18 protein-coding genes and 1 pseudogene are annotated in these 23,942 nt (G+C 72.9%); 12 read left to right on the forward strand and 7 right to left on the reverse strand.

The window, feature by feature from the left end:
* Window positions 1–178 precede the first annotated feature (178 nt).
* Window positions 179–871: pseudogene (locus BLU27_RS30790) on the forward strand (O-antigen ligase family protein); the annotation flags it as partial.
* Window positions 872–1,052: 181 nt separating this feature from the next.
* Here BLU27_RS30790 and BLU27_RS06010 read toward each other — a convergent pair.
* Window positions 1,053–2,420, reverse strand: a complete 1,368-nt coding sequence (locus BLU27_RS06010; RefSeq protein ID WP_241827810.1) for an MFS transporter — start codon at window positions 2,418–2,420, stop codon at window positions 1,053–1,055.
* A 318-nt stretch (window positions 2,421–2,738) separates the two neighbouring features.
* Between BLU27_RS06010 and BLU27_RS06015 the strand changes: the two genes are divergently transcribed.
* From BLU27_RS06015 to BLU27_RS06040, 5 genes are all read left to right on the forward strand, one after another.
* Complete coding sequence (locus tag BLU27_RS06015; protein ID WP_092651368.1) at window positions 2,739–3,212, forward strand: GntR family transcriptional regulator; 474 nt, start codon at window positions 2,739–2,741, stop codon at window positions 3,210–3,212.
* Window positions 3,212–4,318: a DUF1648 domain-containing protein gene (locus BLU27_RS06020; RefSeq protein ID WP_092651371.1), complete on the forward strand. Its 1,107-nt coding sequence runs from the start codon at window positions 3,212–3,214 to the stop codon at window positions 4,316–4,318. The genes BLU27_RS06015 and BLU27_RS06020 overlap by 1 nt, the downstream gene beginning before the upstream one ends.
* An 81-nt stretch (window positions 4,319–4,399) precedes the next feature.
* On the forward strand, window positions 4,400–5,593 hold the full coding sequence (locus BLU27_RS06025) for an ATP-binding protein (RefSeq protein ID WP_092651373.1): 1,194 nt from the start codon (window positions 4,400–4,402) through the stop codon (window positions 5,591–5,593).
* 100 nt (window positions 5,594–5,693) lie between these two features.
* Complete coding sequence (locus BLU27_RS06030; protein WP_092651376.1) at window positions 5,694–6,728, forward strand: NAD(P)H-dependent flavin oxidoreductase; 1,035 nt, start codon at window positions 5,694–5,696, stop codon at window positions 6,726–6,728.
* A gap of 490 nt (window positions 6,729–7,218) precedes the next feature.
* Window positions 7,219–7,770 carry a hypothetical protein gene (locus tag BLU27_RS06040; protein WP_157728262.1) on the forward strand — a complete coding sequence of 184 codons (552 nt, stop codon included), beginning with the start codon at window positions 7,219–7,221 and terminating at the stop codon, window positions 7,768–7,770.
* Between the two features lie 42 nt (window positions 7,771–7,812).
* On the opposite strand, the gene BLU27_RS06045 is transcribed toward BLU27_RS06040, so the two are convergent.
* The 3 genes from BLU27_RS06045 to eccB form a co-directional block, all read right to left on the reverse strand.
* A complete protein-coding gene (locus BLU27_RS06045; RefSeq protein ID WP_092651381.1) occupies window positions 7,813–8,103 on the reverse strand; it encodes a WXG100 family type VII secretion target in 291 nt (96 codons plus the stop codon).
* A gap of 68 nt (window positions 8,104–8,171) precedes the next feature.
* Window positions 8,172–8,459, reverse strand: a complete 288-nt coding sequence (locus BLU27_RS06050) for a WXG100 family type VII secretion target (protein WP_092651384.1) — start codon at window positions 8,457–8,459, stop codon at window positions 8,172–8,174.
* Window positions 8,460–8,845: 386 nt separating this feature from the next.
* Window positions 8,846–10,405, reverse strand: a complete 1,560-nt coding sequence (gene eccB / locus BLU27_RS06055; RefSeq protein ID WP_092651386.1) for a type VII secretion protein EccB — start codon at window positions 10,403–10,405, stop codon at window positions 8,846–8,848.
* 208 nt (window positions 10,406–10,613) lie between these two features.
* On the opposite strand from eccB, the gene BLU27_RS06060 reads away from it, so the two are divergent.
* Together BLU27_RS06060 and BLU27_RS06065 are read left to right on the forward strand one after the other, a co-directional pair.
* Window positions 10,614–11,933 (forward strand): type VII secretion protein EccE, encoded by a 1,320-nt coding sequence (locus BLU27_RS06060; protein ID WP_092651389.1) that lies wholly within the window; start codon window positions 10,614–10,616, stop codon window positions 11,931–11,933.
* Window positions 11,930–12,616: a hypothetical protein gene (locus tag BLU27_RS06065; protein ID WP_092651392.1), complete on the forward strand. Its 687-nt coding sequence runs from the start codon at window positions 11,930–11,932 to the stop codon at window positions 12,614–12,616. Before BLU27_RS06060 ends, BLU27_RS06065 begins: the two co-directional genes overlap by 4 nt.
* Window positions 12,617–12,648: 32 nt before the next feature.
* On the opposite strand, the gene eccD is transcribed toward BLU27_RS06065, so the two are convergent.
* Window positions 12,649–14,052, reverse strand: a complete 1,404-nt coding sequence (eccD, locus tag BLU27_RS06070) for a type VII secretion integral membrane protein EccD (RefSeq protein ID WP_157728263.1) — start codon at window positions 14,050–14,052, stop codon at window positions 12,649–12,651.
* Window positions 14,053–14,250: 198 nt separating this feature from the next.
* Between eccD and eccCa the strand changes: the two genes are divergently transcribed.
* The gene (gene eccCa, locus BLU27_RS06075) at window positions 14,251–18,345 is read left to right on the forward strand and encodes a type VII secretion protein EccCa (protein WP_092651397.1); all 4,095 of its coding nucleotides are present in this window, start codon (window positions 14,251–14,253) and stop codon (window positions 18,343–18,345) included.
* Between the two features lie 111 nt (window positions 18,346–18,456).
* On the opposite strand, the gene BLU27_RS06080 is transcribed toward eccCa, so the two are convergent.
* Complete coding sequence (locus tag BLU27_RS06080; protein WP_092651400.1) at window positions 18,457–19,803, reverse strand: S8 family serine peptidase; 1,347 nt, start codon at window positions 19,801–19,803, stop codon at window positions 18,457–18,459.
* Window positions 19,804–20,094: 291 nt separating this feature from the next.
* Here BLU27_RS06080 and BLU27_RS06085 point away from each other — a divergent pair, with 291 nt between their 5' ends.
* The 3 genes from BLU27_RS06085 (at window position 20,095) to BLU27_RS06095 (ending at window position 23,056) form a co-directional block, all read left to right on the forward strand.
* The gene (locus BLU27_RS06085) at window positions 20,095–20,541 is read left to right on the forward strand and encodes an ATP-binding protein (RefSeq protein ID WP_092651402.1); all 447 of its coding nucleotides are present in this window, start codon (window positions 20,095–20,097) and stop codon (window positions 20,539–20,541) included.
* Between the two features lie 72 nt (window positions 20,542–20,613).
* A complete protein-coding gene (locus BLU27_RS06090; protein ID WP_092651405.1) occupies window positions 20,614–21,480 on the forward strand; it encodes a glycosyltransferase in 867 nt (288 codons plus the stop codon).
* Window positions 21,461–23,056: an MptA/MptB family glycosyltransferase gene (locus BLU27_RS06095; protein ID WP_157728264.1), complete on the forward strand. Its 1,596-nt coding sequence runs from the start codon at window positions 21,461–21,463 to the stop codon at window positions 23,054–23,056. The genes BLU27_RS06090 and BLU27_RS06095 overlap by 20 nt, the downstream gene beginning before the upstream one ends.
* Here the strand turns inward: BLU27_RS06095 and BLU27_RS06100 are convergent.
* Window positions 23,022–23,849, reverse strand: a complete 828-nt coding sequence (locus BLU27_RS06100) for an NmrA/HSCARG family protein (protein WP_092651411.1) — start codon at window positions 23,847–23,849, stop codon at window positions 23,022–23,024. The genes BLU27_RS06095 and BLU27_RS06100 overlap by 35 nt on opposite strands.
* Window positions 23,850–23,942 lie beyond the last annotated feature (93 nt).

A 23,942-nucleotide genomic window follows, 5' to 3' on the forward strand; every position in this document is an offset into this window, starting at 1 on the left:
GCCGTACGCCTGGCGGCGCGGCCCGGTGAGCTGGGTGCCGTTCGGCCGCGGCCTGGTGCTCGGGGCCGGGCTGCTCGTCGCCGGTACGACGGTGTCCTCGTTCGTCAACGCCGACACTCTGCCGGGCACGGTCGAGCTGCTGTTTCGCGGACCGGGCCGGCTGTTGCTCTACGTCGCGATGGTCCTGGTGGTGCTCGCCCAGTCATCGCCCGACCGCACCCGTTGGGTGGTGGCCCGGGCGCTCGCCGGTGTGGGCGCGTTCGAGGCGGCGTTCAGCGTCGTGGCGTACTTCCCGGGCCTGCCCGGCGGGTTCGGGCTGGAGCCGGCGGAGGGCAACACCAGCCTGGTGGGCGAGATCCCTGGGCGCGTGACCGGGACACTGGCCCTGTCTCCGAACTTCCTCGGCGCCCTGCTGGTGCTGTCCATCCCGGTGGCGCTCGGGATCGCGCTGGACGCCGCGGACCGGCGCAGCCGGCTGTGGTGGTCGGCCGCGGTCCTGGTGCAGATGGTGGCGCTCGTCCTCACCTACACCCGCAGCTCGCTCGCGGTCACCGTGCTCGCCGCGGCGGCCCTGGTTGCGCTCCGCGGCCGGCTGCGCTGGCTGGTCGGCGGCGCCGTGCTCCTGGTCGGCGTACTGCTGCTGGTGCCGCCGGCGTTCGAGCGGCTCGCGCACGACCGGACCGACCGGATGGCGCTCTACACCTCGGGCCTGCGGGTCTTCCTCCACTATCCGCTGGCCGGGGTCGGGCCGGGCGAACAGGCCGCGTTCACCGCGGCCGATCCCGCCGCCTACCGGACGACGACGTTCGGAGTGGCCGGCAACAACGCCCACAACACGGTGCTGCTGGCCGGCGCGGAGAACGGCGTCCTGGGCCTGCTCGGTGCGCTGGTCCTGAACGTCGTCCTGGCGGCGGTGGCGGTGGCGGTCATCCGGCGGGCGCGGAAGCTCTCCGCCGAGGGCCGCCCGGCCGCCGGCGAGCCGCTCGGCATCGGGGTGGCGGTGCTGGCGTTCCTCTTCCAGGGAATGGCCAACAACCTGTTCACTGTGACGCTCACCGCGAGCGCTCTGGTGATGCTGGTGGCGGGGTGTGCGTTGCCGTGGCTGTCCGCCGCCGATCCTCCCCGGCGGGCGGGCGAGGAGCGGTCACCGGACCTCGAGGCGAACGCCGACCCGGGCCGCTGAGCCGGTCGAGAATCCTCCGGCCGCGCCAGGCGAGCACGGCGGTGAGGGCCAGCAGGAGGGTCGCGGCACCGGATCCCGCGAGCACGTGCGCGGGAGCGAGGACGCTGGTGAGCGGGCCGCCGATGGCCGTACCCACCGGTGCCGCGGTGAGCAGGACCGCCGACCGCGCAGCCAGCACCGAGGACAGCGCGGCGGGCGGCGTCCGGGACTGCAGCAGGGTGTAGGAAACGGCGGGAAACGGCCCGTAGATCATCCCGCCGAGGCCGAAGCAGACCAGCTCGACCGCGGTCGGCGGACCGAACCCGAACGGCAGCAGGATCAGGCTCCAGCAGCCGACGACGGCCAGCAGCACCGGCGCGGGCGAGAGCCGCCGCAACGCGCCGACCGTGAGTCCGCCGGCCACGGCCCCGAGCCCGAACGCCGTCCAGTACGCGCCGAGCAGTTCGGTGTGGCCGCGGTCCCCACCGGTCACGTGCAGCGGCAGCGCCACCTCGACCGGGCCGAACAGCAAGTTGAACGCCCAGGTCAGCACCAGCAGGCCGAGCAGCGTGGGCCGGCCGCGCAGGAAGCGCAAGCCCGATGTCGAGCCGCGCGCACCGGTCGGATCGGCCGGCCGGGCCCGGTGCAGGTCGGGGCGTACCTCCCGGTGGACCGACCACACCACCAACCCCAGCAGGGCGAACGACAACCCGTCGGCGCCGATCACCCAGCCCGGCCCGGCCACCGCCGCGCCGACACCGGCGACCGCCGGCCCCGCGATCATCGCCAGTGAACTCGTCGAGCTCGCCAGGGAGTTGCCCGCCAGCCGCTGGTCCGGCGGCAGCAACTCCGCAAGCAGGGTGAACTTCCCCGCCGAGCCCCAGGCGTGCAGCAGCGAGGAGAGCCCGAGCAGGGCCACCAGCCCCGCCGGCCGGAGGACCCCGAACGCCCAGGCGAGCGCCACGGCCGACAGGCATGCCGCCCGCAGGACGGAGTCGGTGAGCAGCAGGGACGCGGCCGGAAGTCGACGCAGCCATCGGCCGAAGACGAGGGCGCCGACGACGCCGGGCAGGGCGTACGCGGCGACCGACGCGCCGACCAGCATCCCCGCCTGGCCCGGCGCGGCGATCTCGATGGCGAGCAGGGGTACGGCGACGACGCTCATCCCGTCGCCGAGGTCGCTGACGCCGAACGCACCGAGCAGGCGGCGGAGCCTGGAGTCGGTCAGCAGGGGCCGGTACGTGGAGAGGAAGGGCACGGGGCCCAGCTTCGGGCCTCAACCGCGGTTGGGCTCAAGTGGTCCGGGCCTGCCGGGCCGGTCTGCTGTTCTCTCACGAGTTCTAGGCAAATCTAGGGCTGGCGCTAGCAAGAGCTAGACACGCCGATACGCCTCGATACGGCGCGATCGACCGGCGTCCGTCGCTCCGCCCGAGGCTCCTCCCGGATGCTGCGCCCTCGGTCCGAGTTCCGTGCCTCGCCCGGCGGGCCCAACCGAGCTGGGACTCCCGCGTCGGCCGAGTTGACGAGCCTTTGCGCTTTGTTCTATAACTTCTATAACAGAGCGCCGGGAGATGACATGATCGTGACCTTGGACCTCGCCAGCGAGATCCCGATCTACCAGCAGATCCGGGACCGGGTGGTCGAGGCCATCGCCGCCGGCGACCTGCGGGAAGGCAGTCCGCTGCCGTCCACCCGTCAGCTCGCGGTCGACCTGGGCATCAACTTCCACACCGTCAACAAGGCCTACGACCTGCTCCGCCACGAGGGGTTGCTCCGGCTCAACCGCAAGAGCGGTGCGGTCGTCGTCCGCGACCCCGGGTCCGGCCCGCCGGGGCCCGGTTTCGTCGACGACTGGGAAGCCAGGCTGCGCACCCTGTTGGCCGAGGCGATCGCCCAGGGGGTCCGCGGGCCGGAGACGCTCGGACACTGCCGATCGGTGCTCACGTCGTTCAAGCCGGACCCCGAAACGAGCCACGAACCAGGCCGAGAACCAGGCCGCGAACCGAACCACGAACCGAACCACGAACCGAACCACGAGGAGACCGAGTGATGGCCGAGTTGATGTTGGTGAACCTGTTCGGGCCCGTGCTCGGCCTCGTGGTGTTGTGGCTGCTGCCCACGATGAACCGCCGGACGCTGCCGTTCGGGATCCGGGTTCCGGCCGCGCACGTCGACGCCCCCGTCATCGCGGAGCAGTTGCGAACGTATCGGCGGTGGATCCTCGGCGCCGGGATCGTCGTCGTGGTGGCCGCTGTCGGGCTGACGTACCTCCTTCCGGTGCCGGTCGCGCAGGGCATCGCGCTGGTCGCGGTCGTCGCGGTGTGGCTCCCGGCGTTCCTGCGAGCTCGCCGGGAGATCAGCGCGGTGAAGGAACGCGAGGGCTGGTACGCCGGGCTGCGGCAGGGTGTCGCCGCCGACACCTCCCTGCGCACGGAGCCGGTTCGCTTCCCCTGGCTGTGGGCCGTGCCCGCCGTTCTCCTGTGCGTGGCCACCGCGGTCCTCGGCGTCCTGCGCTACCCCGACCTGCCGCCGACCCTGGTCACGCACTGGGATCTCGACGGCGCACCCGACCGGACCGTGCCCACCACCGTGGCCAGTGCGTTCACGCCGGTGTTCGTCCAGGTGGCGATGACGGCGCTCCTGGTGGGGTTGATGTGGGCGTCGATCCGGTTCCGGCCCGACCTCGACGCGGCCGCACCGGCCGCCTCGGCCCGGCAGCACCGCGGCTTCGTCGTCACGACCGCCAAGGCCGTTCTCGTACTGTCCGCACTCGTCGACGTGTCCATGCTGGCGATCGCCTGGCGCGTGTGGGGCGGCGGTACGCGGCTGCCGGCCGGCCTGGTGGTGCTGCCGATCCTGGCAGGCACCGCGATCGTGATCGGGTCGGCGATCCGGACGGGTCAGGGCGGCAGCCGGCTTCCGGCGGGCGGCGAGCCCGGCGCGGGGGCGGCGGAGGAGGACACCGGCGTGGTGCAGCGAGACGACGACAGGTTCTGGCCCGCCGCCAGTTTCTACGTCAACCGCGACGACCCGGCGATCTTTGTGCCCAAGCGCCTCGGCGTCGGCTGGACGGTCAACTTCGGCAACCTCAAGGGCGTGGCGCTGTTCGTGGCGATCCTGCTCGCCCCGCTGGTCCTGACCGTCGTACTCCGGTGACCGCGACAGGCGCGAGGACACGCCCTAGCCAGTTCTAACCAAATCTAGGGCCACGGCTAGACGAGCCCATACAGTCTGAGCGTGGACCCCGTGCGCAACCCCTACGCACCAGGTGCCGGCCAGCGTCCTCCCGAGCTGGCCGGCCGCGACCGCGAGGTACGCCAGTTCGAGGTGGTGCTCGAACGCGTCGCCGCGGGCCGGCCCGAACGCAGCCTCGTCCTGTCCGGGCTGCGCGGCGTGGGCAAGACCGTGCTGCTGAACGCCCTCCGCTCGCTCGCCCTGAGCAGGGCGTGGGGCACCGGAAAGGTCGAGGCCCGCCCCGACAGGTCGATCCGGCTGCCGATCGCGCAGGCGCTGTACGCGGCCAGCCGGGAACTCACCCCGCGCCACCGTGACCCCGAACGCGTGGACGACTTCCTCGGCGTACTCAAGGCGTTCGCGCTGGAGACGTCGATGAAGGACCGCAAGGGGGTGCGCTGGCGGCCGCCGTACGACGTGCCCGCCACCCGCGGCCGGGCAGACTCCGGCGACCTCGAACTCGACCTCACCGAACTCTTCACCGCCGCCGGCGAACTCGCCCGCGACCTCGGCGTGGGCGTCGCGGTCTTCGTCGACGAGATGCAGGACATCCAGTCCGCCGAGCTGGCGGCGCTGTGCGGTGCCTGCCACGAGATCAGCCAGCGCGGCGTGGCGTTCGTGGTGGTGGGCGCCGGCCTGCCGCACCTGCCGACCGCGCTGTCGGCGAGCAAGTCCTACGCCGAACGCCTGTTCCGCTACGTCTCGGTCGACCGGCTGGACCGCGACGCCGCCGACCGGGCGCTCACCGTTCCCGCGCAGACCGAGGACGTGGAGTTCGAGCCGGCTGCGCTGGACGCGCTGCACGACGTCACCGACGGCTATCCGTACTTCGTCCAGGCGTTCGGGAAGGCCACCTGGGACGTCGCGCCGCGCAGCCCGATCTGCGCCGACGATGTGAAGGTCGCCGCGCCGGAGGCGGAGGCCGAGCTCGCGGTCGGCTTCTTCGGTTCGCGGTACGAACGCGCCACCCCGGCCGAGCGGGAGTACATGCGGGCGATGGCCGAGCTCGGTGCCGAACGCGCCGACCGCGCGGTGCCCACCGCGGACGTCGCGGCGCTGCTCGGCCGCAAGCCGCAGAGCCTGTCGCCGGCGCGGGACGGGCTGATCAAGAAGGGCCTGGTGTACGCCGCGGAGCGTGGCTCGGTGGCGTTCACCGTCCCGCACTTCGGCGCGTTCCTGCGTTCCCAGCACGCCTGAGGCGCGTGGAACGGGCCAGGGTCTGTCGTGCGGACCCTTGGGGGTGCCGCCCGGCAGACTGGCGGCGCGAACCCAACCCGGCACTCGGAGGTCGTCCGCCATGTTGCAGACAAGCTTCTCCCGCTTCCTCGGTCTGAGATACCCCATCGTCGGCGCGCCGATGGCCGGGCCCGGCAGCGGCCGGCTCGCCTCGTTCGTCAGTGGAGCCGGCGGCCTCGGCATGGTCGGAGTTGGCAGCCGCGCGACGAGCAAGTGGGTGCGCGGCCAACTCGACGCCGCCTCCTCGATGGGGCAGCAGCGGTGGGGTGTCGGTGTGCAGGTGTGGGCGCTGCCGAACCAGCCCGGCGTGATGGACGAGATCGAGATCGCCCGGCCGGCGCTGGTTTCGTTGTCCTTCGGCGATCCCAGCCCCTACATCGACCAGGTTCACCGGGCCGGAGCCCTGGCCGCCTCCCAGGTCAACACGGTCGCCGACGCGCGGAAGGCGGTCGACGCGGGAGTCGACGTGGTGGTGGTCCAGGGCGCCGAGGCCGGCGGCCACCACGCCGGTCAGGTGGCGACCCTGCCTCTGCTGCAGGGGGTGCTCGAGGCCGTCGAGTACGACGAGGTCTACGTCCTCGCGGGCGGCGGGATCGGAACGGGGCGTGGGCTGGCGGCGGTGCTCGCCGCGGGTGCGGAAGCGGGCTGGATCGGTACGGCGTTTCTCGCCACCCCCGAGGCGCACAGCCCGCTGCTGGCCAAGATGGCGGTGCTCTCGGCGAAGGAGACCGACACGATCCACACCAGGGTGTTCGACCTCGTGGGCGGAATCGACTGGCCCGAACGCTATCCGGGCCGTGCCCTGCGCAACTCCTTCGCTCGCACCTGGCATCCCCGGGAGGCCGAGCTGGCCGAGTGGGCGCAAGGGTCCGACCCGGAGTCCGCCGGCAGGCTGGCCGCTGTCAAGGATGAGTTGACAAAGGCCACCAAGGCGGAGGACTACGACGTCGCGGTGGTCTACGCCGGGCAGGCGGCCGGACTGGTGCGGGACGAACGCCGAGCCGACGAGGTGGTGCGTTCCATCGGTGAGGACGCCGAACGCTGCCTGCGTGCGGCCGCCGAACTCTGCGTCCCCGACGAGTGGTTCCGCGGGTGATTTTCGGATGAGGGCTTGGCGATCCTCGGCCTGTCGGGGGTGCCGGTCCGGGTAGGCTCGCGGCCGTCCGGCAAGACGGCGGCACGACGAGATGACGAGGCTCCCGTAGATGCGCTGTGCACGTTGCGGCTACGACAACCCCGACAACCCTCGGACGTGTGCGCGCTGTGGCTTGGCGCTGGCCGATTCGTCCGACCCGGTTGGCGACCCGGTAGGCGACCCCGGCGGCCGCGACGTGTCCGACCCGGCGGAGGGACGCCCGTCCCCTGTCCAGCCGTCCTGGCGACGACCGGCCGAAGCGCCGGCCGAGTCGCCGCCGTGGTCGGGGTCCGTCGACGCCGCGCCCTGGCAGACGCCGCCGCGACGAGGGACGCCGCCGAACCGCCCGGCGACCGACTCGCCGGCTTCGACGTCGCCCGCGGCCGGCAGCCCGCCGGTGGCGGCGGAGCCGCCGAGAGCGGCGTCCGGGCGGCCGAACACACTCGGCCGGGTGCTCGTCGTCCTGCTCGCGATCGAGGTCGTGCTCGCGGTGGTCTACGCGGTGTTCTCGCTCGGCCCTCGGCGTGGAGTGTTCGCCGCGCTCGCCGCCGATCCGGCCGGGGTGGACAGTGCCGAGGCGGCGGCCAGCGACCGCACCAACCTTGCGCTGTTCACCGCGCTCGGACTCTGCACCCTCGTGGCGGTGGTGCTGGGTGCCTGGTGGGCGAGCCTGGCCGGCCGGGCCAGCCGGTCGCGACCGGTGCGCTGGGGACCGGCCTGGTGGATCGTCACGGTCGCCGCGGCCGTCGTGATCGGCGCGGCGCTGGTCCTGCACGCCGGCGAGGACACCGGGCGGATCGCCACGGGGTACGTGCTGCTCGGCCTCGGGTGCGTGCTTCTCGCAGGTTCGGCCGGGTGGGCAATGCTGGTCGTACGCCGGCACGGTGGGCGGCAGGGCGCGGTCGACAGCGACGCTGCCGGGGCGACCGGCCAGGCCGGCTCGGGCGCCGAGCGGAGTCAGGCCGGCCCGGACAGCGAAGGTCCCGGCCACCTGGTGCGGTGACCGGGACCATCGTCGCTGGCGTACGGCGCCGACACGAGCGGCCTACTGAAAGATCGTGGTGTTGCTGCGCTCGGTCGCGGTGTAGTTTTCGTGGACGTTCTGAACGGCGACGTGCAGCTGGTCGAGGACGCCGTTGAGCTCCCGGATCGCCTTCTCCCACTGGGCCTTCGCCTCCCAGTAGGCGTTCTTCGCGTCGCCGTCCCAGTCCTGGAGCTTGGCCTCGAGACTCTTCTCCAGGTCGTTGGTCTCGTCCTCGACACCGCGGTAGGCGAGCCGCAGGTTGGCCTGGAGGTCGAGCAGCGCCTGGCTGTTCCACCTGGTCAAATCACTCATGAACGTGAACCTTCCGTGCAGGTAGGGCGTGCTGAACTTGGTCGGACATGCATCAGGTCAGGCCGCGATCAGGTCAGGCCGTTGAGGAGCTGGTCGATCTTGTTGACGCCTTCCTCCTGCTGCTGCTCCGTCGCCTCGTAGCTCATGCGCGCGGCGCCCATCTTCTCCCGCAGGTCGTTCAGGGCGTCGCAGACGGTCAGGAACTTCTCGTCGAAGGTGCCCATCACCCGGGTGAAGGTGGTGGCGGCGTTGCCCTCCCACTGGCCGGCTGCTTCCCTGCTGTAGTCCTGCAGCTTGCCCTTGATGCCGACAATGACGTCGAACGAGTCGCCCACACGCTGGGCGGCCTCGGCCATCGCAGCTCTGTCTTGCGACGCTGCTCCTCCCACACCTACCTCCTCCGTCAGCCCGGTCTGCCGGGCAGTGTTGTCGACCGACGCCTCGTGGCGCCGATCCGCGATGTCGCGTGCGTTCGTGAGTCCGCTCGACCGCAGTCCCCGTGTCAACCGCGGTGCCGGGAGATCGTCGGCCGGGTTGGCACCCGACGCGAGAACACGCTAACGCGAAACGAGGTTTGGCCGGGAGCGGGAAATCTCCGGCTGTGGATAACTCCTCCGCTCCCGCAACCTGTCGACGACCCGGAGCCGCATCGCCCTTGGGGCAGGGCCTTCTCCACCTCGCGGATTCTTCCGCGGAAGAGTCCGATCCGGTCCCCATGGCGCACGCGGGACGGCCGGCTCTCCTACCCGCCGGACTCCGGTGCGAAGCGTTCGGAGCGGTAGGCCGCCTGCTGCGACAGCGCGGGACCGGTCGGGACGAGGTTCAGCAGCGTCGGAGGCACCGGCAGCGGGTGCGCGCCGGCGTACCCCAGGCGAGCAAGCGTGTCGGTGTCGGGCACCGGGAACTTCACTCCGGACTCGGTGACGAGGTAGTAGCCGGACGGCCGCACGCCCGGTCCCGGAAGCAGTGCGGCCAGCGCGCCACCACCGGGCGGCACGAGCACCCGCGGCGTGGAGGGAGCCGACCCCGACCCGGCCGATCCAGCGCCCTGCGGGAGGGATCCCCCGGTGGTGAGGCGCATCAGGGGGTGGTCGCCCGACTGGTCGTTGTCGTACCACAGGCACAGCGGGGCGTCCGGGCTCGACGGGGTCGCGAGCCGCGGCGGTGCCGGCGGGAGGTCCTTCACCTGCAGGTCGTCGTCGGTGGGAGAGGTGTGGGCGAGTACGACGCTGAACGCGACCTCGGTGAACGTGCTCTGCGCCTCGCCGCCGGCGGCGACGGCCGCACCGGTGCCGAGCAGGATCTTCGCCTGTACCTCACTGAGCCGGGCGAAGCCGTCGGCGGTCATCACGTAGTACCGGTCGGGGTCGGGGGTGTGGAAGAGCTGCCCGATCGTGGCGGACTCGCCGCCGATCGGCACCGGGCTCGGCTCACCCCGGCCGGGTACGACGGGACCGGCGAGCTCCTGGCCGGCCGGCAGAGCCCGCAGCCACGCGGAGTCGACAGGTACGGCGGCCGAGGTGGAGTAGCCCAGGCTCGCCAGCGGGCGTTCGCCGACGGCGAGCCGGCGCCCGTGCCAGACGAGGTGGTAGCTGCCGTTCGAGCCGCGCACCAGCAGGGCGGCATCGCCGACCTGGCGGCCGCCGACCGACTTCTCCGGCGTACCGATCAGCACCGTGACCCTCGGCGTTCCCGCCGCGGCGCCACCCTCGCCGGCGACCGCCGTCGCGCACATCGCCCACGGCGCGGAGCGGATGCTGGTGGCCAGGGGCACCGACGTGGGCGCCTGGGCGATCCCGATCTCCGGGCCGCGGGGGATCCCGGCGAGCGACTCCCGGCTCACCGACACCTTCTTCATCCCACTTCCCCGGATCAGCAGCGCGGAGGTGGTGTTGCGTACCGGCACCAGGATCATGTTCGCGTCGTCGCCGCCCTGCCCGGACTGTCCCGGCCGGCCCGGCGGCTGCGGTGTCTGAGGTGCCTGGCCGGGCTGTTGCGCGGTGGATCCGCCGGACTCCACCGCCGAGCGCGGCAGGTAGAGGTAGAGCGCGCCGGTCTCCTTCTCCACGATCACCGAGGAGGACGCGTCGTTCTTCCAGCGGGTGGACGAGCTGTCGCCCAGCCAGGCGTACAACGCGACTCCCGCGCACGCCAGCGCGCCGACCATGATGCCCGCGAACGTCGAGGTGGTGACCCGGCGCATGGGCTGCTCGATCGCCTCCGGGTCGTTGCCGAGCATGGCCGCGAGCACCCGGCGTACGAGATAGCGGTACGCCTGGAGCTGGTCGCGTCGGGTCTGCATCGTGGTGGTGTTCCTCGCGGAAGGCGCTGCGCGGTCACTGCCGGGATACTTCTGGGGCACTGCGTTCGCAGGTGGATCGGCCTCGCCGCCCCCGGCGGTTCCCGAGTCGGCGACACTACGATATTCCGGCGAGCCGCGACCACCGCGGCGCAGCCCGCGCAGGCCGCATCCGACGGGTGCGCCTGAAGTCCACGGGAGGAGGGGTCCGGTGTCCGCTGTCCGTGCCCCGCAACCGACCACTCGCACCGGATCGTCCCCGGCGAACGGCCGCAGGCGCGACCGGCGCACCGGCCGCGACGACCGGCGAGGAGACTCGGCCGGAAGTCGGCGGCGACCGGCCCGGCTGCGCCGCTCCTACCCGGGCCGCCACCTGGGTGCTCTCCCCGTCGCCACGCTCGTCGCGTGGGAGGTCGCGGTGGGACTGCTCGCCGCCGGGGTGGCCGTGGGCGGAGCGCTGCTGGTACTCGGCGGAGTGGTGTTCCTCGCGGTCGTGATCGGCACCGCGGTGTGGTGGAACGGCCGGCCGCTGTGGCGCTGGCTGGGCGTGTGGACACGGTTTCGCCGGCGCAACGCACAGGCCGCGCCGGCCCCGCCCCACGATCCGGGGCTCGCTCCGCTGCGGGAGTGGCTGCCGGCGTTCGAGCTGTCGGCGGTCGCCGGACGGCGTGGCGAGCGCCCGGCCGGCGTCGCCCACGACGGCACCGGCTACGTCGTCGTTCTCGGCCCGCGCGGTGACGACCTGATCGCCTCCGCCGATCCCGTCCGCATCCCACTGGGTGCGCTGGCGAGCGTCGGTGACGCCGAAGGGGTCCGGCTCGCCTCCGCACAACTGCTCGTCCGCACCTTGCCGGCGCCCGCACCGACGTTGGGTGCGTACGCCGCTCAGCTCGGTGCGTCGTACGCCGAGATCAGCGGCGGTTCGACCCCGGCGGCGACCTCCTGGTGGATCGCGCTGCGGCTGGAGCCGGGCCGCGACGGTACGTCGGTGACGCTGGACGGTTCCGACGTCGACGCGGTGAGCCGGGCCCTGCGGACCACCGTCGGCTGGGCCACCAAGGTGCTGTCCTCGTCCGGGCTGCCCTGCCGTCCGCTGGACGAGGCGGAGCTACGGGAGGTTCTCGACCTCACCCTCGGCGTCGACCCCCAGCGCGCGACCGGCGGCCGCCGCGAACGCCGTACCACCGAGTCCTGGCGTGGCTGGAGCTGCGACGGAGTCGCCCACGTCAGCGGCTGGCTGCGGAGCTGGCCGCGGGCGGGCATCCCGTCGCTGTCCCGGTTGCTGGCGGCGATGGCCGGGCTGCCGGTACGGGCCGCCGTGGCGTCGCTCGCGCTCACCTGGGCACCCGACCGTACCGTACGTACGACCACCTTCGTCCGCGTCGTCGCCGACGACGCCAAGCTCGCCCGGACGGCGTTCCGGCAGCTCACCAAGGCAGGTGGCCGAGCCCGGATCGGGGTCGTCCGGCTGGACGGGGAGCAACTGCCCGGCCTGATCGCCACGATCCCGATGGGAGGCGGCGCCCGGTGAGCCGCCGAACGCGCCGGAGCCACGTCCCCCAGGTACAGGCGCACGAGACCCGGCCGGACGACCTGGACGACGTCTCGCTCACCCTGCCGCCGGCCGGGCTGGTGCTGGGTTCGGGGCAGGCCGGCGCGCTGGTCGTACGACTGTTCCGCAGCGACCCGGTGCGCATCTGCGTGGTGTCCCGCGGCCAGTTGGCCCAGCTCGTCGCGTACCGCGCGATCGCGGTCGGCGCCCACGTCACCGTGGTGACCGACGCGGTGGCCGCCTGGGGCCGGCTGGTGTCGGCCGTTCCGCGCGGGCCGGCCTGGCTGACGGTGCTGCCGACGGGTGCCCGGGTGAGTGCCACCGGCAGCGTGGCCCGGCCGTCGCTGGTCATCGACGCCACCCGTGACCACCAGGCGCTGCCGCGGTGGGAGCAGGGTGACTGGCAGACGTTCATGTCGGTGCAGACCGACCTCGAACCCACCGACGAGCAGCGGCTGCGGTCCTCGGACCTGCTGATCGCGCAGCGGGTGGAGCCGGCCGCCGCCGACGTGGCCCGGCGTGGCTTCGGCCTGGCCAGGGACCGCGCCGGCTGGCTCACCCAGATGCCACCGGACGTCGTGGCGGTGGCTGCCGCCGGCCAGTTGGCGTTCGGTCAGCTCGGGCTGAGCGGCATGGAGCAACGGCTGTTCGGCGGCCGCTGAGCGACGGGTCCGCCGTCGGGCCGGCGGAGCCGTCAGGACAGCAGGGCGATGATCGCGTCGTACACGCCCATCGCGCCGAACGCCAGCGGTACCACCGTGAGCAGGACGAGCACCTCGAACAGATCGGTGTAGCGGGCCCAGTACGGCGACAGCCGCCGGCCCGGCGCGTTGACCGCCCAGGCGCCGAGTGCGGCGGCGACGAGCAGGCACGGCACGCCCACCGCGAGAACCGTCGTGGATCCCGAGAGACCCGACCCGCCGGTCGCCAGCCGCCAGACCAGCAGTGCGGCACAGGCGACCCCGCCGCACACCAGCCACCGCCGGTGCGTACGGCCCCGGAAGTGCCGCGACCGCAGGAACAACGCGAGCCCGGTCACGCCGACCAGGGCCGGGCCGAACCAGCCCGGCTGCCGGGTGAGGTAGACCGCGCCCGCCGCGCACACCGTGGTGGTGGCGGCGATCAGCGCGGCCACCAACCTGTCGGCGACGACGGCCTGCTGCAGGACGGTCGGCCCCGGCAGCACGCCGGACTGCCGGCGCAGGTCCTCCGAACTGGTCGGCAGCTGCGGCAGCGGGAGCTGGGCGAGCCGGGCGCAGATCGTCGGCAGGAACGGCATCACACCCAGCGCGAGCGCCACCGTGGCGGCGGCCACCACCCCGGCCGAGGCGGACAGGACCAGCACCGCCGCCGCCGCGAGCGCCCCGACCAGCGCGGTGGCCGCGACGCCGAGGAAGCCGTCCCATCCGGCAGCCACCGCGAACGCCGAGACCGTCGCCAGCACGAGCACCAGCGCGCATCCGACCAGTGCCTGCGGGGCGCCGAAGTCACCGAGCCGGTGGTCCCCCCCGAGCAGGAGCAGGCCACCGACGCCCGCGTAGCCGACGCCCGCGGCGGCCAGCAGCACGCCGGCGTCCGGCTGACCGAAGGCCCGCGACATCGCCGTACCTCCGCCGACCAGGCCGGCCGCGGCGACCAGCGCCACCACCGACTGGAGCAGCCAGGAGGGGCCGGTGGCCAGCGCCACCAGCGCGCCCAGCACGAAGAAGGTGCCGGCCACCGACAGGGCGGTCGTCCGTGCGTCGGACGGCTGCCAGGCTGTCCGCCGCTCCCGGGTGGCCACCGCGACCGCGTCGGCCACGTCGTCGAACGCGAACTCGGGGATGGCTTGCTCACGATGGCGCAGATGGAGCACGTCGCCGTCGCGTACGCCCAGGCCGGACAGGTGCAGCGACGGGTCGAAGGAGGACTCGCCGAGCCGCTGAAGCACCCATCCGCCGCGCAGGAACGCCGGGTCGTCGGGGTTTTCCCCGGCGTACCGCAGCAGCGTCGGCAACAGGTCGGCCAGCGGGGTGTCGGTCGGCAGGGCGAGGTCCATCCGGGTGCGTGGGGCGACGACGGTGACGCGGCAGAGCTCCACGCCGCTGTTCGCGTCCACTGTTGATCTCCTCATCGCGCTGGGGCAGCCTGAAACCGGCGGACCGGGTGCACGGCGGCGGAAATGCGGACGTCTCGGGGCCTGTCCGTGCCGGGTCGTATTGTCTGCCATTGTCTGATACCGCACCACACCGCATGACCCAACACATCCACCGCACATCCACCGCACGCAAGGGTCCGGCTGAGAGGGGGCCGCGCAGTGAGCACGGTGCTCTACCGTCGCCCCGGTCGCCGGCAGCCACCGGCGATGCCCAAGGGCGAGGTGCTGTTCGAGGCGCCGCCGGAGCTGCCGGAAGCCACGCCCGGCGGGGCGATGCAGAAGATGTTCGGCATCCTGCCCATGCTCGGCGGCGGCGCGGTGATGGCGTTCATGTTGTCCAGCGGCTCCACCGGCAACAACTCCATGCGGCTGCTGATGAGCGGCACGATGGCCGTGTCCATGGTGGGGATGTACATCAGCCAGCTCGGCAGCGGCGGCAAGAACGGCGAGCGCAAGCACCAGGTCGACGGCAGCCGCCGCGACTACCTCCGCTACCTCGGCCAGCTCCGCCGTCGGGTCCGCACCGCCGCCAACCGGCAGCGTGAGGCGCTGGAGTGGCGCTACCCCGAGCCGGACAGCCTGTGGGTGCTGCCGCTGAGTCGGCGGCTGTGGGAACGCCGGCCCGCCGACCGCGACTTCGGGCACGTACGCGTCGCCAAGGGCGTCCAGCGGTTCGTCCTGCAGCTGATCGCGCCGGAGACCAAGCCGGTGGAGGATCTCGAGCCGGTCGCCGCGGGTGCCCTGCGCCGGTTCATCGCCACCTACCGCACCGTTCCCGACGTACCCATCGCCGTGTCCCTGCGTGGGTTCGCGCACGTACGCATGGACGGCGACCCGCAGGCCGTCCGTGGCCTGAACCGGGCGATGGTCGCGCACCTCGCCGCGTTCCATGCGCCGCACGAGTTCGTCGTCGCGTCCTGCCTGTCCCCCGACCGGCGGGCCGAGTGGGACTGGCTCAAGTGGCTGCCGCACGCGTTGCATCCCACCGCCACCGACGGCGCCGGCCAGGTGCGCCTGGTCACCTCGTCACTGGCCGAGCTCGAACGCCTGCTGGCGCCCGAGCTGGCCAACCGCCCGTTCTTCTCCGCCAACGGCAAGCCGCTCACCGACCAGCCGCACGTCGTCGTCCTGGTCGACGGCGGGCACGCCAGCACCGACTCGCGGTTCCTCAGCGCGCCGCCGCAGGGCGTGACGGTGATCGACCTCACCGGCAACGCCGTCCGCCGGTTCGGTGACGGCGTGATGCGGCTGCGGGTCACCGCGGACCAGGTCTTCCACGTCGCGACGGGTTCCGACGACGACCCGGACGAGGGCGGCAAGGAGAGCCTGCTCGGCCGGCCCGACGAGCTGACCGTGGCCCAGGCCGAGTCGTTCGCCCGCCAGCTCGCCCCGCTGCGGTCGGCGCTGGTGGGGCCGACCGGCGTGATCGAGGAGCAGGCGGAGGTGGAGGAGGAGAAGCCGCAGTACGAGCTGGAGTTGATGAGCCTGCTCGGCATCCCCGACGCCCACCACCTCGACCCCGACGTCATCTGGCAGCCGCGCCCGCGCCGCGACCGGCTGCGCATCCCGTTCGGGCTCACCCCCGACGGCCGGCCGGTGGAGCTGGACATCAAGGAGTCCGCGCAGGGCGGTATGGGCCCGCACGGCCTGGTCATCGGCGCCACCGGTTCGGGCAAGAGCGAGGTGCTGCGCACGTTCGTGCTCGGCCTGGCCGTCACGCACTCCCCTGACGCGCTCAACCTCGTCCTCGTCGACTTCAAGGGTGGCGCGACGTTCCTCGGCCTGGACAGCCTGCCGCACGTCTCCGCGGTCATCACCAACCTCGAGGACGAACTGATCCTGGTCGACCGGATGCAGGACGCCCTGGCCGGTGAGATGAACCGCCGCCAGGAGGTGCTCCGGCAGGCCGGCAACTACGGCTCGTTGCGCGACTACGAGGACGACCGCGCCAAGGGCAAGCCGCTGGAGCCGATGCCGTCGCTGTGGATCGTGGTCGACGAGTTCAGCGAGCTGCTGTCGGCGAAGCCCGAGTTCATCGAGCTGTTCGTCATGATCGGCCGGCTGGGCCGAAGCCTCGGCGTGCACCTGCTGCTGGCCTCCCAGCGGCTGGAGGAGGGCAAGCTGCGCGGCCTGGACACGCACCTGTCCTACCGCATCGGCCTGCGGACCTTCTCCGCCGGTGAGAGCCGGGTCGTGCTCGGCGTTCCCGACGCCTACGAGCTGCCACGTGAGCCCGGTGGCGGCTACCTCAAGGTCGGTACGGAAGGCCTGGTCCGCTTCAAGGCCGCCTACGTCGGCGGGGTCTACGAGCCCTCGGCACTGGCCGCCGGGCCGGGACGCAAGCCGCCGCCGAAGCCGGGCGAGAAGCGCTGGGTGCCGCGGATCACCGCCTACACCACCGACTACGTCGAGCCCGAGATCGTGCAGGTGCCGGAGGAGCCCGAACCGGAGCCCGCGGAGACGCCCGCGTACGCCCAGCAGGACCGGCCCCAGCCCCGGGTGCTGGTCGACCTGGTGGTCGACCAGCTGAAGTCCATGGGCCGGGCCGCGCACCAGGTGTGGCTGCCCCCGCTGGACACTCCGCCGACTCTCGACTCGCTCCTGCCCGGCCCTCTCACGGTGATCCCCGACAACGGCCTGACCGTCGACTGGGAGGGCCGCGGGCAGTTGCGAGCCCCGGTCGCGATCGTGGACAAGCCGTACTACCAGCGCCGGGACCCGATGTGGCTCGACCTGGCCGGAGCGGGTGGCCACGTCGGCATCGTCGGCGGACCGCAGTCGGGCAAGAGCACGCTGCTGCGCAGCCTGATCGCGTCGTACTCCCTCACCCACCGGCCCGACGAGGTGCAGTTCTACTGCCTGGACTTCGGCGGCGGCACGCTGTCGGCGCTGCTCGGGCTGCCGCACGTCGGCGGGGTGGCCACCCGCCTCGACGCGGACGCGATCCGGCGTACCGTCGGTGAGCTGACCACCCTGCTCGAGCAGCGCGAACGCGCCTTCACCGACGCCGGTGTCGACTCCATCGCCACCTACCGCCGGATGCGGCGGCAGGGACGCATCCAGCCCGACCGGTTCGCCTCCGACGTGTTCCTCGTCGTCGACGGGTGGGGGACGGTCCGTGCCGACCACGAGGCCGTCGAGTCCGCCGTGACCACCCTGGCCGCCCGCGGGCTCGGGTTCGGCATCCACGTGGTGGCCACGGCGAACAAGTGGTCGGAGTTCCGGATGGCGATCAAGGACCTCATCCAGACCAGGCTGGAGCTGAAGGTCGGAGACCCGTACGACTCCGAGATCGACCGCCGGGCCGCCGCCAACGTCCCAGCCAACCGCCCTGGTCGCGGACTCTCGCCGGAGCAACTGCACTTCCTCGGTGCGCTGCCCCGCATCGACGGGGTGGAGGACGCCGAGGACGTCGCCGAAGGTGTGCAGGCGATGGTCGCGGCGGTCGCGGACGCCTGGCAGGGACCAGCCGCCCCGCCGGTGCGACTGCTGCCGGAGGAGCTTCCGCTGCAGAGCCTGCCCCAGGCGGGCACGGACCCGCGGCCGGGCGTTCCCATCGGCATCGACGAGGACGAGCTGGCACCGGTCTACCTCAACCTCGACGAGGAGCCGCACCTCGTGGTGTTCGGCGCCAACGAGTGCGGCAAGTCCAACCTGCTCGAGGTCATCGCCCGCGGGATCGTCGACCGGCACCCGCCCAGCGAGGCGCGCCTGATCATCGTCGACTACCGCCGTGCGCTGCTGGACGCGGTGAGCGGTGACCACCTGATCGGCTTCGCCGCGTCCTCCGACGCCGCGACGTCGCTGCTCAAGGACGTCGGCGCGGCGCTGCGCAAGCGGCTTCCCGGCCCGGACGTGACGTCGGAGCAGCTTCGCAACCGGACCTGGTGGAAGGGCTCGGACCTCTACCTCATCGTCGACGACTACGAGCTGGTCGCCACCTCGTCGGGCAACCCGCTGGCGCCGATCACCGACCTGGTGAGCCAGGCCCGCGACATCGGCCTGCACCTGATCATCGCCCGTGGCTTCGGCGGCGCCGGCCGGGCGATGTACGACCCGATCGTCCAGCGCATCCGGGACATGGGCAACCCGGGCCTGATCATGTCCGGCACCAGGGAAGAGGGCCAGCTGTGGGGCGGCGTACGAGGTGCGCCGCTGCCGCCCGGTCGCGGCACGCTGGTGAGCCGCCGCCTCGGCACCAGGCTGATCCAGACCGCGTACGTCAAGGGATCCACCGACCAGCCCCTCCCCTGACCCCTCGCGGCTCCCCGCATCGTGCCTTGGCTGCGTTGTCGTCGTCGCCCGTAGAACACCGCTACGCGACTCCTCCTCCGCCTTGCCAGCCAGCCACGCGCGCCTACCGGCCTACCGGCCGGCGCCGTCGTCCGGGCCCGGCCGCCAGCCGCGTGCCCGGCCGCGCCGGGTGACCGCGACCCCGGCGATTACGAGCAGGGTGAGGGCGACCGAGGCCCCGCCGACGCCGAGCGCGACCCTGCGCGGCGTCGCGTCGGCGGGTGTGGGCGTGGGAAGCGGGGCGATCGCCGGACCGGTCTCCGGGCGTCGCGTGGCGCCCGCCTGGGGGAGCAGTTGCGTCAGTGCCTCGTACGGATTGATCACCCCGTAGCCGTAGCTTCGGTCCGGAAGGTCCAGGCCCGGATGGTCGGCGGTGTCCTCGATCAACTGTTTGACCTGCACCGGCGTCAGCCGATGGTGGTACTTCTCCACCAGCAGGGCGGCGAGGCCGGAGACGAACGGCGCCGCGAAGCTCGTCCCCTGCTGACCTCGCTGGTAGTTCGTCATGGGGGCGGTGCTGGCGAGGTTGGTGCCGGGCGCGACGACGGACACCGGGACCGACGTGGTACTGAAATCGGCGACCTTGCCCTGTTCGTCGACCGCGCCGACCACGATCAGGCCCTCGTACCCCTTCTCCGCCGCGAACTCCGCCGGCCACTGTTGGGCGTTGCCCTGGTTGCCCCCGGTGTTCCCGGCGGCGGTGACCACCACCACACCCTTGTCCAGGGCGTAGCGGACGGCCTGCCCGAGCGGGTCGTACTCGGTGCCGGTGACGATGGACACGTTGATGACGTCGGCGCCGTTGTCGGCGGCATAGCGGATCCCGTCGGCGAGCGCCGCGGCCGAACCCTGCTCCGGCCCGGGCGCGACCCGTACGGACAGGATGTCGGCGAGTGGTGCCACGCCGCGCAGGCCGCCTCCCGGGATCGAGCGGGCGGCGATGATGCCCGCGACGAGGGTGCCGTGGCCGCCGGGAGCGCAGTCGCGCCACGGCGGGATCGGGGTGTCCTCGTCCTGGACGAAGCTGGCTGCGTGCGGTGCCCGCGCGGGCGTGAGGTGGCGGTTGCGGAAGTCGACACCGGTGTCGACCACGGCGACGGTGACGCCGCGCCCGGTGGCGAAGGAGTTCAGCCTGTCCAGTTGGAGGCGATCCTGCGCCCAGGGCTGTCCGGCGCTCGACGCGGAACCGGCGTACTGGTTGCGGCAGGTGTTGTTCTGGTAGCGGCCGGGGTCGACCGGCGCGTTCCCCGCACCGGCGTCCTCACCCGGATTCGCGGTGCCTGTGGGGGTGGGCGTGGGAGAGGTGGGGGAGGGCGTGGGGTTCGGCGCAGCGGCGACCGACACGGTCGGCGAGATCACCGCCGGAACCACGGTGGCGAGGGCGAGGGCCGGCGCGAGTAGGATTCCCGCTGCTCGCATGGTCCAGCCATTCGCCCACGTCACAGTGGGCGAGGTTACCGGGCGTCGCCAGGTGCTTCGGGGGAGCCGTCCACAGCCATCCGTCGGTGGTTCGGCGCGGCCGGCCGAGCCGTCCCACTTCCTGGCCACATCCGGAAAACATCACCTGTGACCCCGCGTGCGCTCGCGTGGGCAGCCAGTTGCCCGGGCGAGCGAGGGTTTCCGCCCCTGTCGGTGCGGGAAGCAAAGCGTCATGCCTACGCGGAAAGGCACGGCACAAAGGTGTGGCGAGCGGAGGTCTAAGGAGAAGGCGTGACTGTGGTATCCGTCGAGAGTTCGACGACCTCCACTGCCTTGGTGCTGCCGTTCGAGGTCGCCAGCGCACGGACGGCACGGCGGCGGCTGGCCGCCGACCTCCGTGCCGCCGGTGTCGCCTCCGACGACGTCCATGACGCGGTGCTCGTCCTCAGCGAACTCGTCGGCAACGCCCTCCGGCACGCGCGGCCCCTCCCCACCGGTGCGCTGCGGGTGACCTGGAGGCGGCATCCGCACCAGCTCGAGGTGAGCGTCACCGACGGCGGCGGGCCGACCGAGCCGCGCCCGTTGGAGTTGCCGGCGTCCGCGCTGGGCGGCCGTGGGCTGGCGATCGTCGACGACCTTTCCTCTCGGTGGGGCGTACGCCGTGGTGGTCGCACCACCACCGTGTACGCCGTGCTCGACCTGACGCACGAGTCGGGCCTGGCGCCCGGCCGGTCCTGACGGGTCCTGACGTACGACACCGCCTGACGCGCAACGCCTCCTGATCCACTCGCTACGTCATAGGCTCGGGTCGTGTCCGTTCCCACGTCCCCGCCGGCGGCCCGGGTGGCGGTCGTCATCCCCGCGCGTGACGAGGCCGCACGGGTGGCCGCGACCGTACGCGCGGCGAGGAAGGTGACCGCCGTCGACCTCGTGGTCGTGGTCGACGACGGCTCCCGGGACGCCACCGCGGTGCACGCGCAGGAGGCCGGTGCCGTGGTCGTCGGCCACCACCGCCCACGCGGCAAGGCGGCCGCACTTGCCACCGGCGCGCAGGCGGTGTCGGCGATCGAGGCGCGGGAGAACCCCGCCGATCCGCGGCACCTGCTGTTCCTGGACGCGGACCTGGCCGAGAGCGCTGCCCGGGCCGAGCCGTTGGTTCGCCCTGTCCTGGACGGCACCGCCGACGTCACCATCGCGGTGATGCCACCGCAGAACGGCGGCCCCGGTGGAGGGCACGGCTTCGTCGTCCGGCTCGCCCGAGCCGGCATCGACCGGGCGACCGGGTGGCAGGCCACCCAGCCGTTGTGCGGGCAGCGCTGCCTGAGCCGGCCCGCACTGGACGGCGTCACCCCGCTCGCCCGCGGCTTCGGGGTCGAGGTCGGGATGACGATCGACCTGCTGCGCAGGGGTTTCCGGGTCGCGGAGGTGCCGGTCGACTTCCAGCACCGGGTGACCGGCGCCGACTGGCGGGGACAGATCCACCGCGGCCGGCAGTGGCTGCACGTCGCCGAGGCGCTGGCTCGGCGGGGGGTCGTACCCCTGCCGGCTCTTCCCTCGCTTCCGGCGTTCGCGACACCCGCCCGCCGCGCATCGGCCGACACCGACACCGACACCGACGCTGACGCCGACCCGGACGCTGATGCCGGCACTCCACGTCGTGACCGACACGCGAACTGACCAGGCCGCCCGGGCCGCCCGGGTGGGTCGTCTCGCCGTGACCTGCCTGGGCGCGAGCCTCGCGCTGTTCACCGTCACCGGACTGCTCGGCCCGTCCGTCGTCGCCCTCACCCTTCCGCAGCGGGCGGCGTGGCGGCCGCCGTACTGGTTCGACGCCCATCCCGCGCCCTGGCTGGTGGTGATGCTCGCGCTGAGCGGGCTGGCCGTCGGCGCCCTCGGCCTGTACGCCGGCCTGCGGGCCCTGTCCGCCGGGTGGACGCCGGCTCCACGCCGGCTGACGGCACTCGGGGTCGCCGGGGTGACCGCGCTGACTCTGGTGCCGCCGATGGCGTCCGGCGACGTCCTGATGTACGCCGCGTACGGCCGGATCGCGGCCCGTGGCGGGGACCCGTACCTCACCGCGCCGGCAGAGTACGTGCTGCACGGATCCGACCCGGTGGTCACGGCGACCGAACGGCCCTGGCAGACCGCGACCTCCGTCTACGGCCCGGTCGGCACCTGGCTGCAGCAGGCGGCTGCCTGGCTGGGCGGCGGCTCCACGCATGCCACGGTGCTCGGCCTGCAGGTCACGAACTCGCTGGCGTTCGTCGCCGTGGGGCTGCTGGCGGTACGGCTGGCCGGGCGGGCGCCGCGGGCGCGGGCCCGCGCCGTGCTGTGCGTCCTCTCCAACCCCGTCCTCGCCTGGCTGGTCGTCGCGGGCGCGCACAACGACGCCCAGGCGGTGGTGTTCGCGGTGGCGGCGCTGGTGGTGGTCCGCCGGTCGCCGTTCGTGGCGGGGCTGCTGGTCGGCCTGGGCGGGGCGGTGAAGCTCACCGTCGGGCTGTACGGCCTGGCGCTGCTGTGGGCGCTACGCCGGTCACCGCGGGCGGCGGCGGCACTGTGCGCGGGGTCGCTGCTCACGCTCGTCGGGACGTACGTGTTCGCCGGGCCGCACGTGTTCGACCGGGTGCTGGCGGCGCCGAGTTTCGTGTCGTCGGGTACGCCGTGGCGGTTGCTGTTCGGGCCGCTCTACCTGTTCGTGCTGCCGATGCCCGCCGCCCGGGCGGTGATCGCCGTCGCCTCCGCGGTGACGACCGTGCTGCTCGCGGCGTTGTTGTGGCGCGCGGTGCCGACCGCGGTGCATGCCCCGGTGGAGGGGGGAACCGACACGACCGCCGATCCGACGGCCGACCCGACACCGGAGGCCGTCCGGGTGGCGGCCGTACTCTGTCTGGCCTGGGTGTTCACCACGCAGTACAGCCTGCCGTGGTACGACCTGCTCGCCTGGGCTCCGCTGGCAGGACTGGTCGCCGGCCGGCTGGACTCGATGGTGCTCGCCCGCACGGCCATGATGGCCGCGGCGTACGTGCCGGGCCGGGTGGTCGACCTGCCGGCCGTGGTCGGCTTCGTGACCGACCGGATCCGCGACACGGCGACCCCGCTGGTGCAGATCGCGATCCTGGTGTGGCTGGTCCGTTGGTGCCTGTCACGTCGCGATCAGCCGTCGGCCGGCGATGCCGTACGGATGCCTCCTCGCACTCCCCGGGCCGGGGAGGCCCTGCCTACCGGGCGAGGCGCCGGGTCAGGAAGTCCGTGAACGTCAGCATGTCCGGGTGCCGCTCCCGAAGCGCCGCGATGTCGGCCTGGTAGCCGGACTCGGCGAACCACTCGTACATGCGCGACGTGATCGGCTCCGCGTGGTAACGCGTGGGTACGCCGGTGACCTGCTCGAACGCCGCCGCGATCTCGGGCAGGGTGAGCTGGTCTCCGGCGAGTTCGAGCTGCCGGCCGAGGTAGCTGTCCGGGTGGTCGAAGGCGTCGGCGGCGAACCATCCGATGTCGTCGGCGGCGACCAGTTGCAGCGGCCGGTCCGGGCGCAACGGCAGGTTGACGACCCGCTCGCCGTCGGCAACGTCGAAGTACAGCAGGTTGTTCATGAAGTAGACCGGCCGGAGCACCGTCGCGGGCAGGCCCAGCCGCGCGATGTGGCGTTCGACCTCCGCCTTGGTCTCGAAGTGGTCGACGCCGGTGTGGCGTTCGGCGCCGCCGACCGAGCTGTAGACCAGGTGCGCGACTCCGCTCTGCGCGGCAAGGTCGGCGACGGACTCACCCTGGCGTACTTCCGCGGCGAGCTGTTCGGCACTGGTCGCGAGCGGCTGCACGCTGAACACCCCGTGCACACCGGTCATCGCCGCGCGCAGGGCGTCGGGGTCGTCCAAGTCTCCGGTCGCCAGCTCGGCGCCCAGATCGGCGAGCGCGCGGGCGGCGGGTTTGGCCGGGTCGCGGACGTACGCGCGTACCGACCAGCCGCGCTCGAGCAGGGCCCGCGCGGCGGCGCCGCCCTGGTTGCCGGTCGCTCCGGTGACCAGGACGCTGCGGGTGTCGGGCACGGTGAACTCCTCGCCGGCAGGGATTTCGCGCGGGAATTGTCGCACGAATCGCCACCGGCGTTCGGCGGCGGCGCGTCGGTGGAAGTGGGTCTG

The sequence above is a fragment of the Actinopolymorpha singaporensis genome (genome assembly GCF_900104745.1).
Lineage (GTDB): Bacteria > Actinomycetota > Actinomycetes > Propionibacteriales > Actinopolymorphaceae > Actinopolymorpha > Actinopolymorpha singaporensis.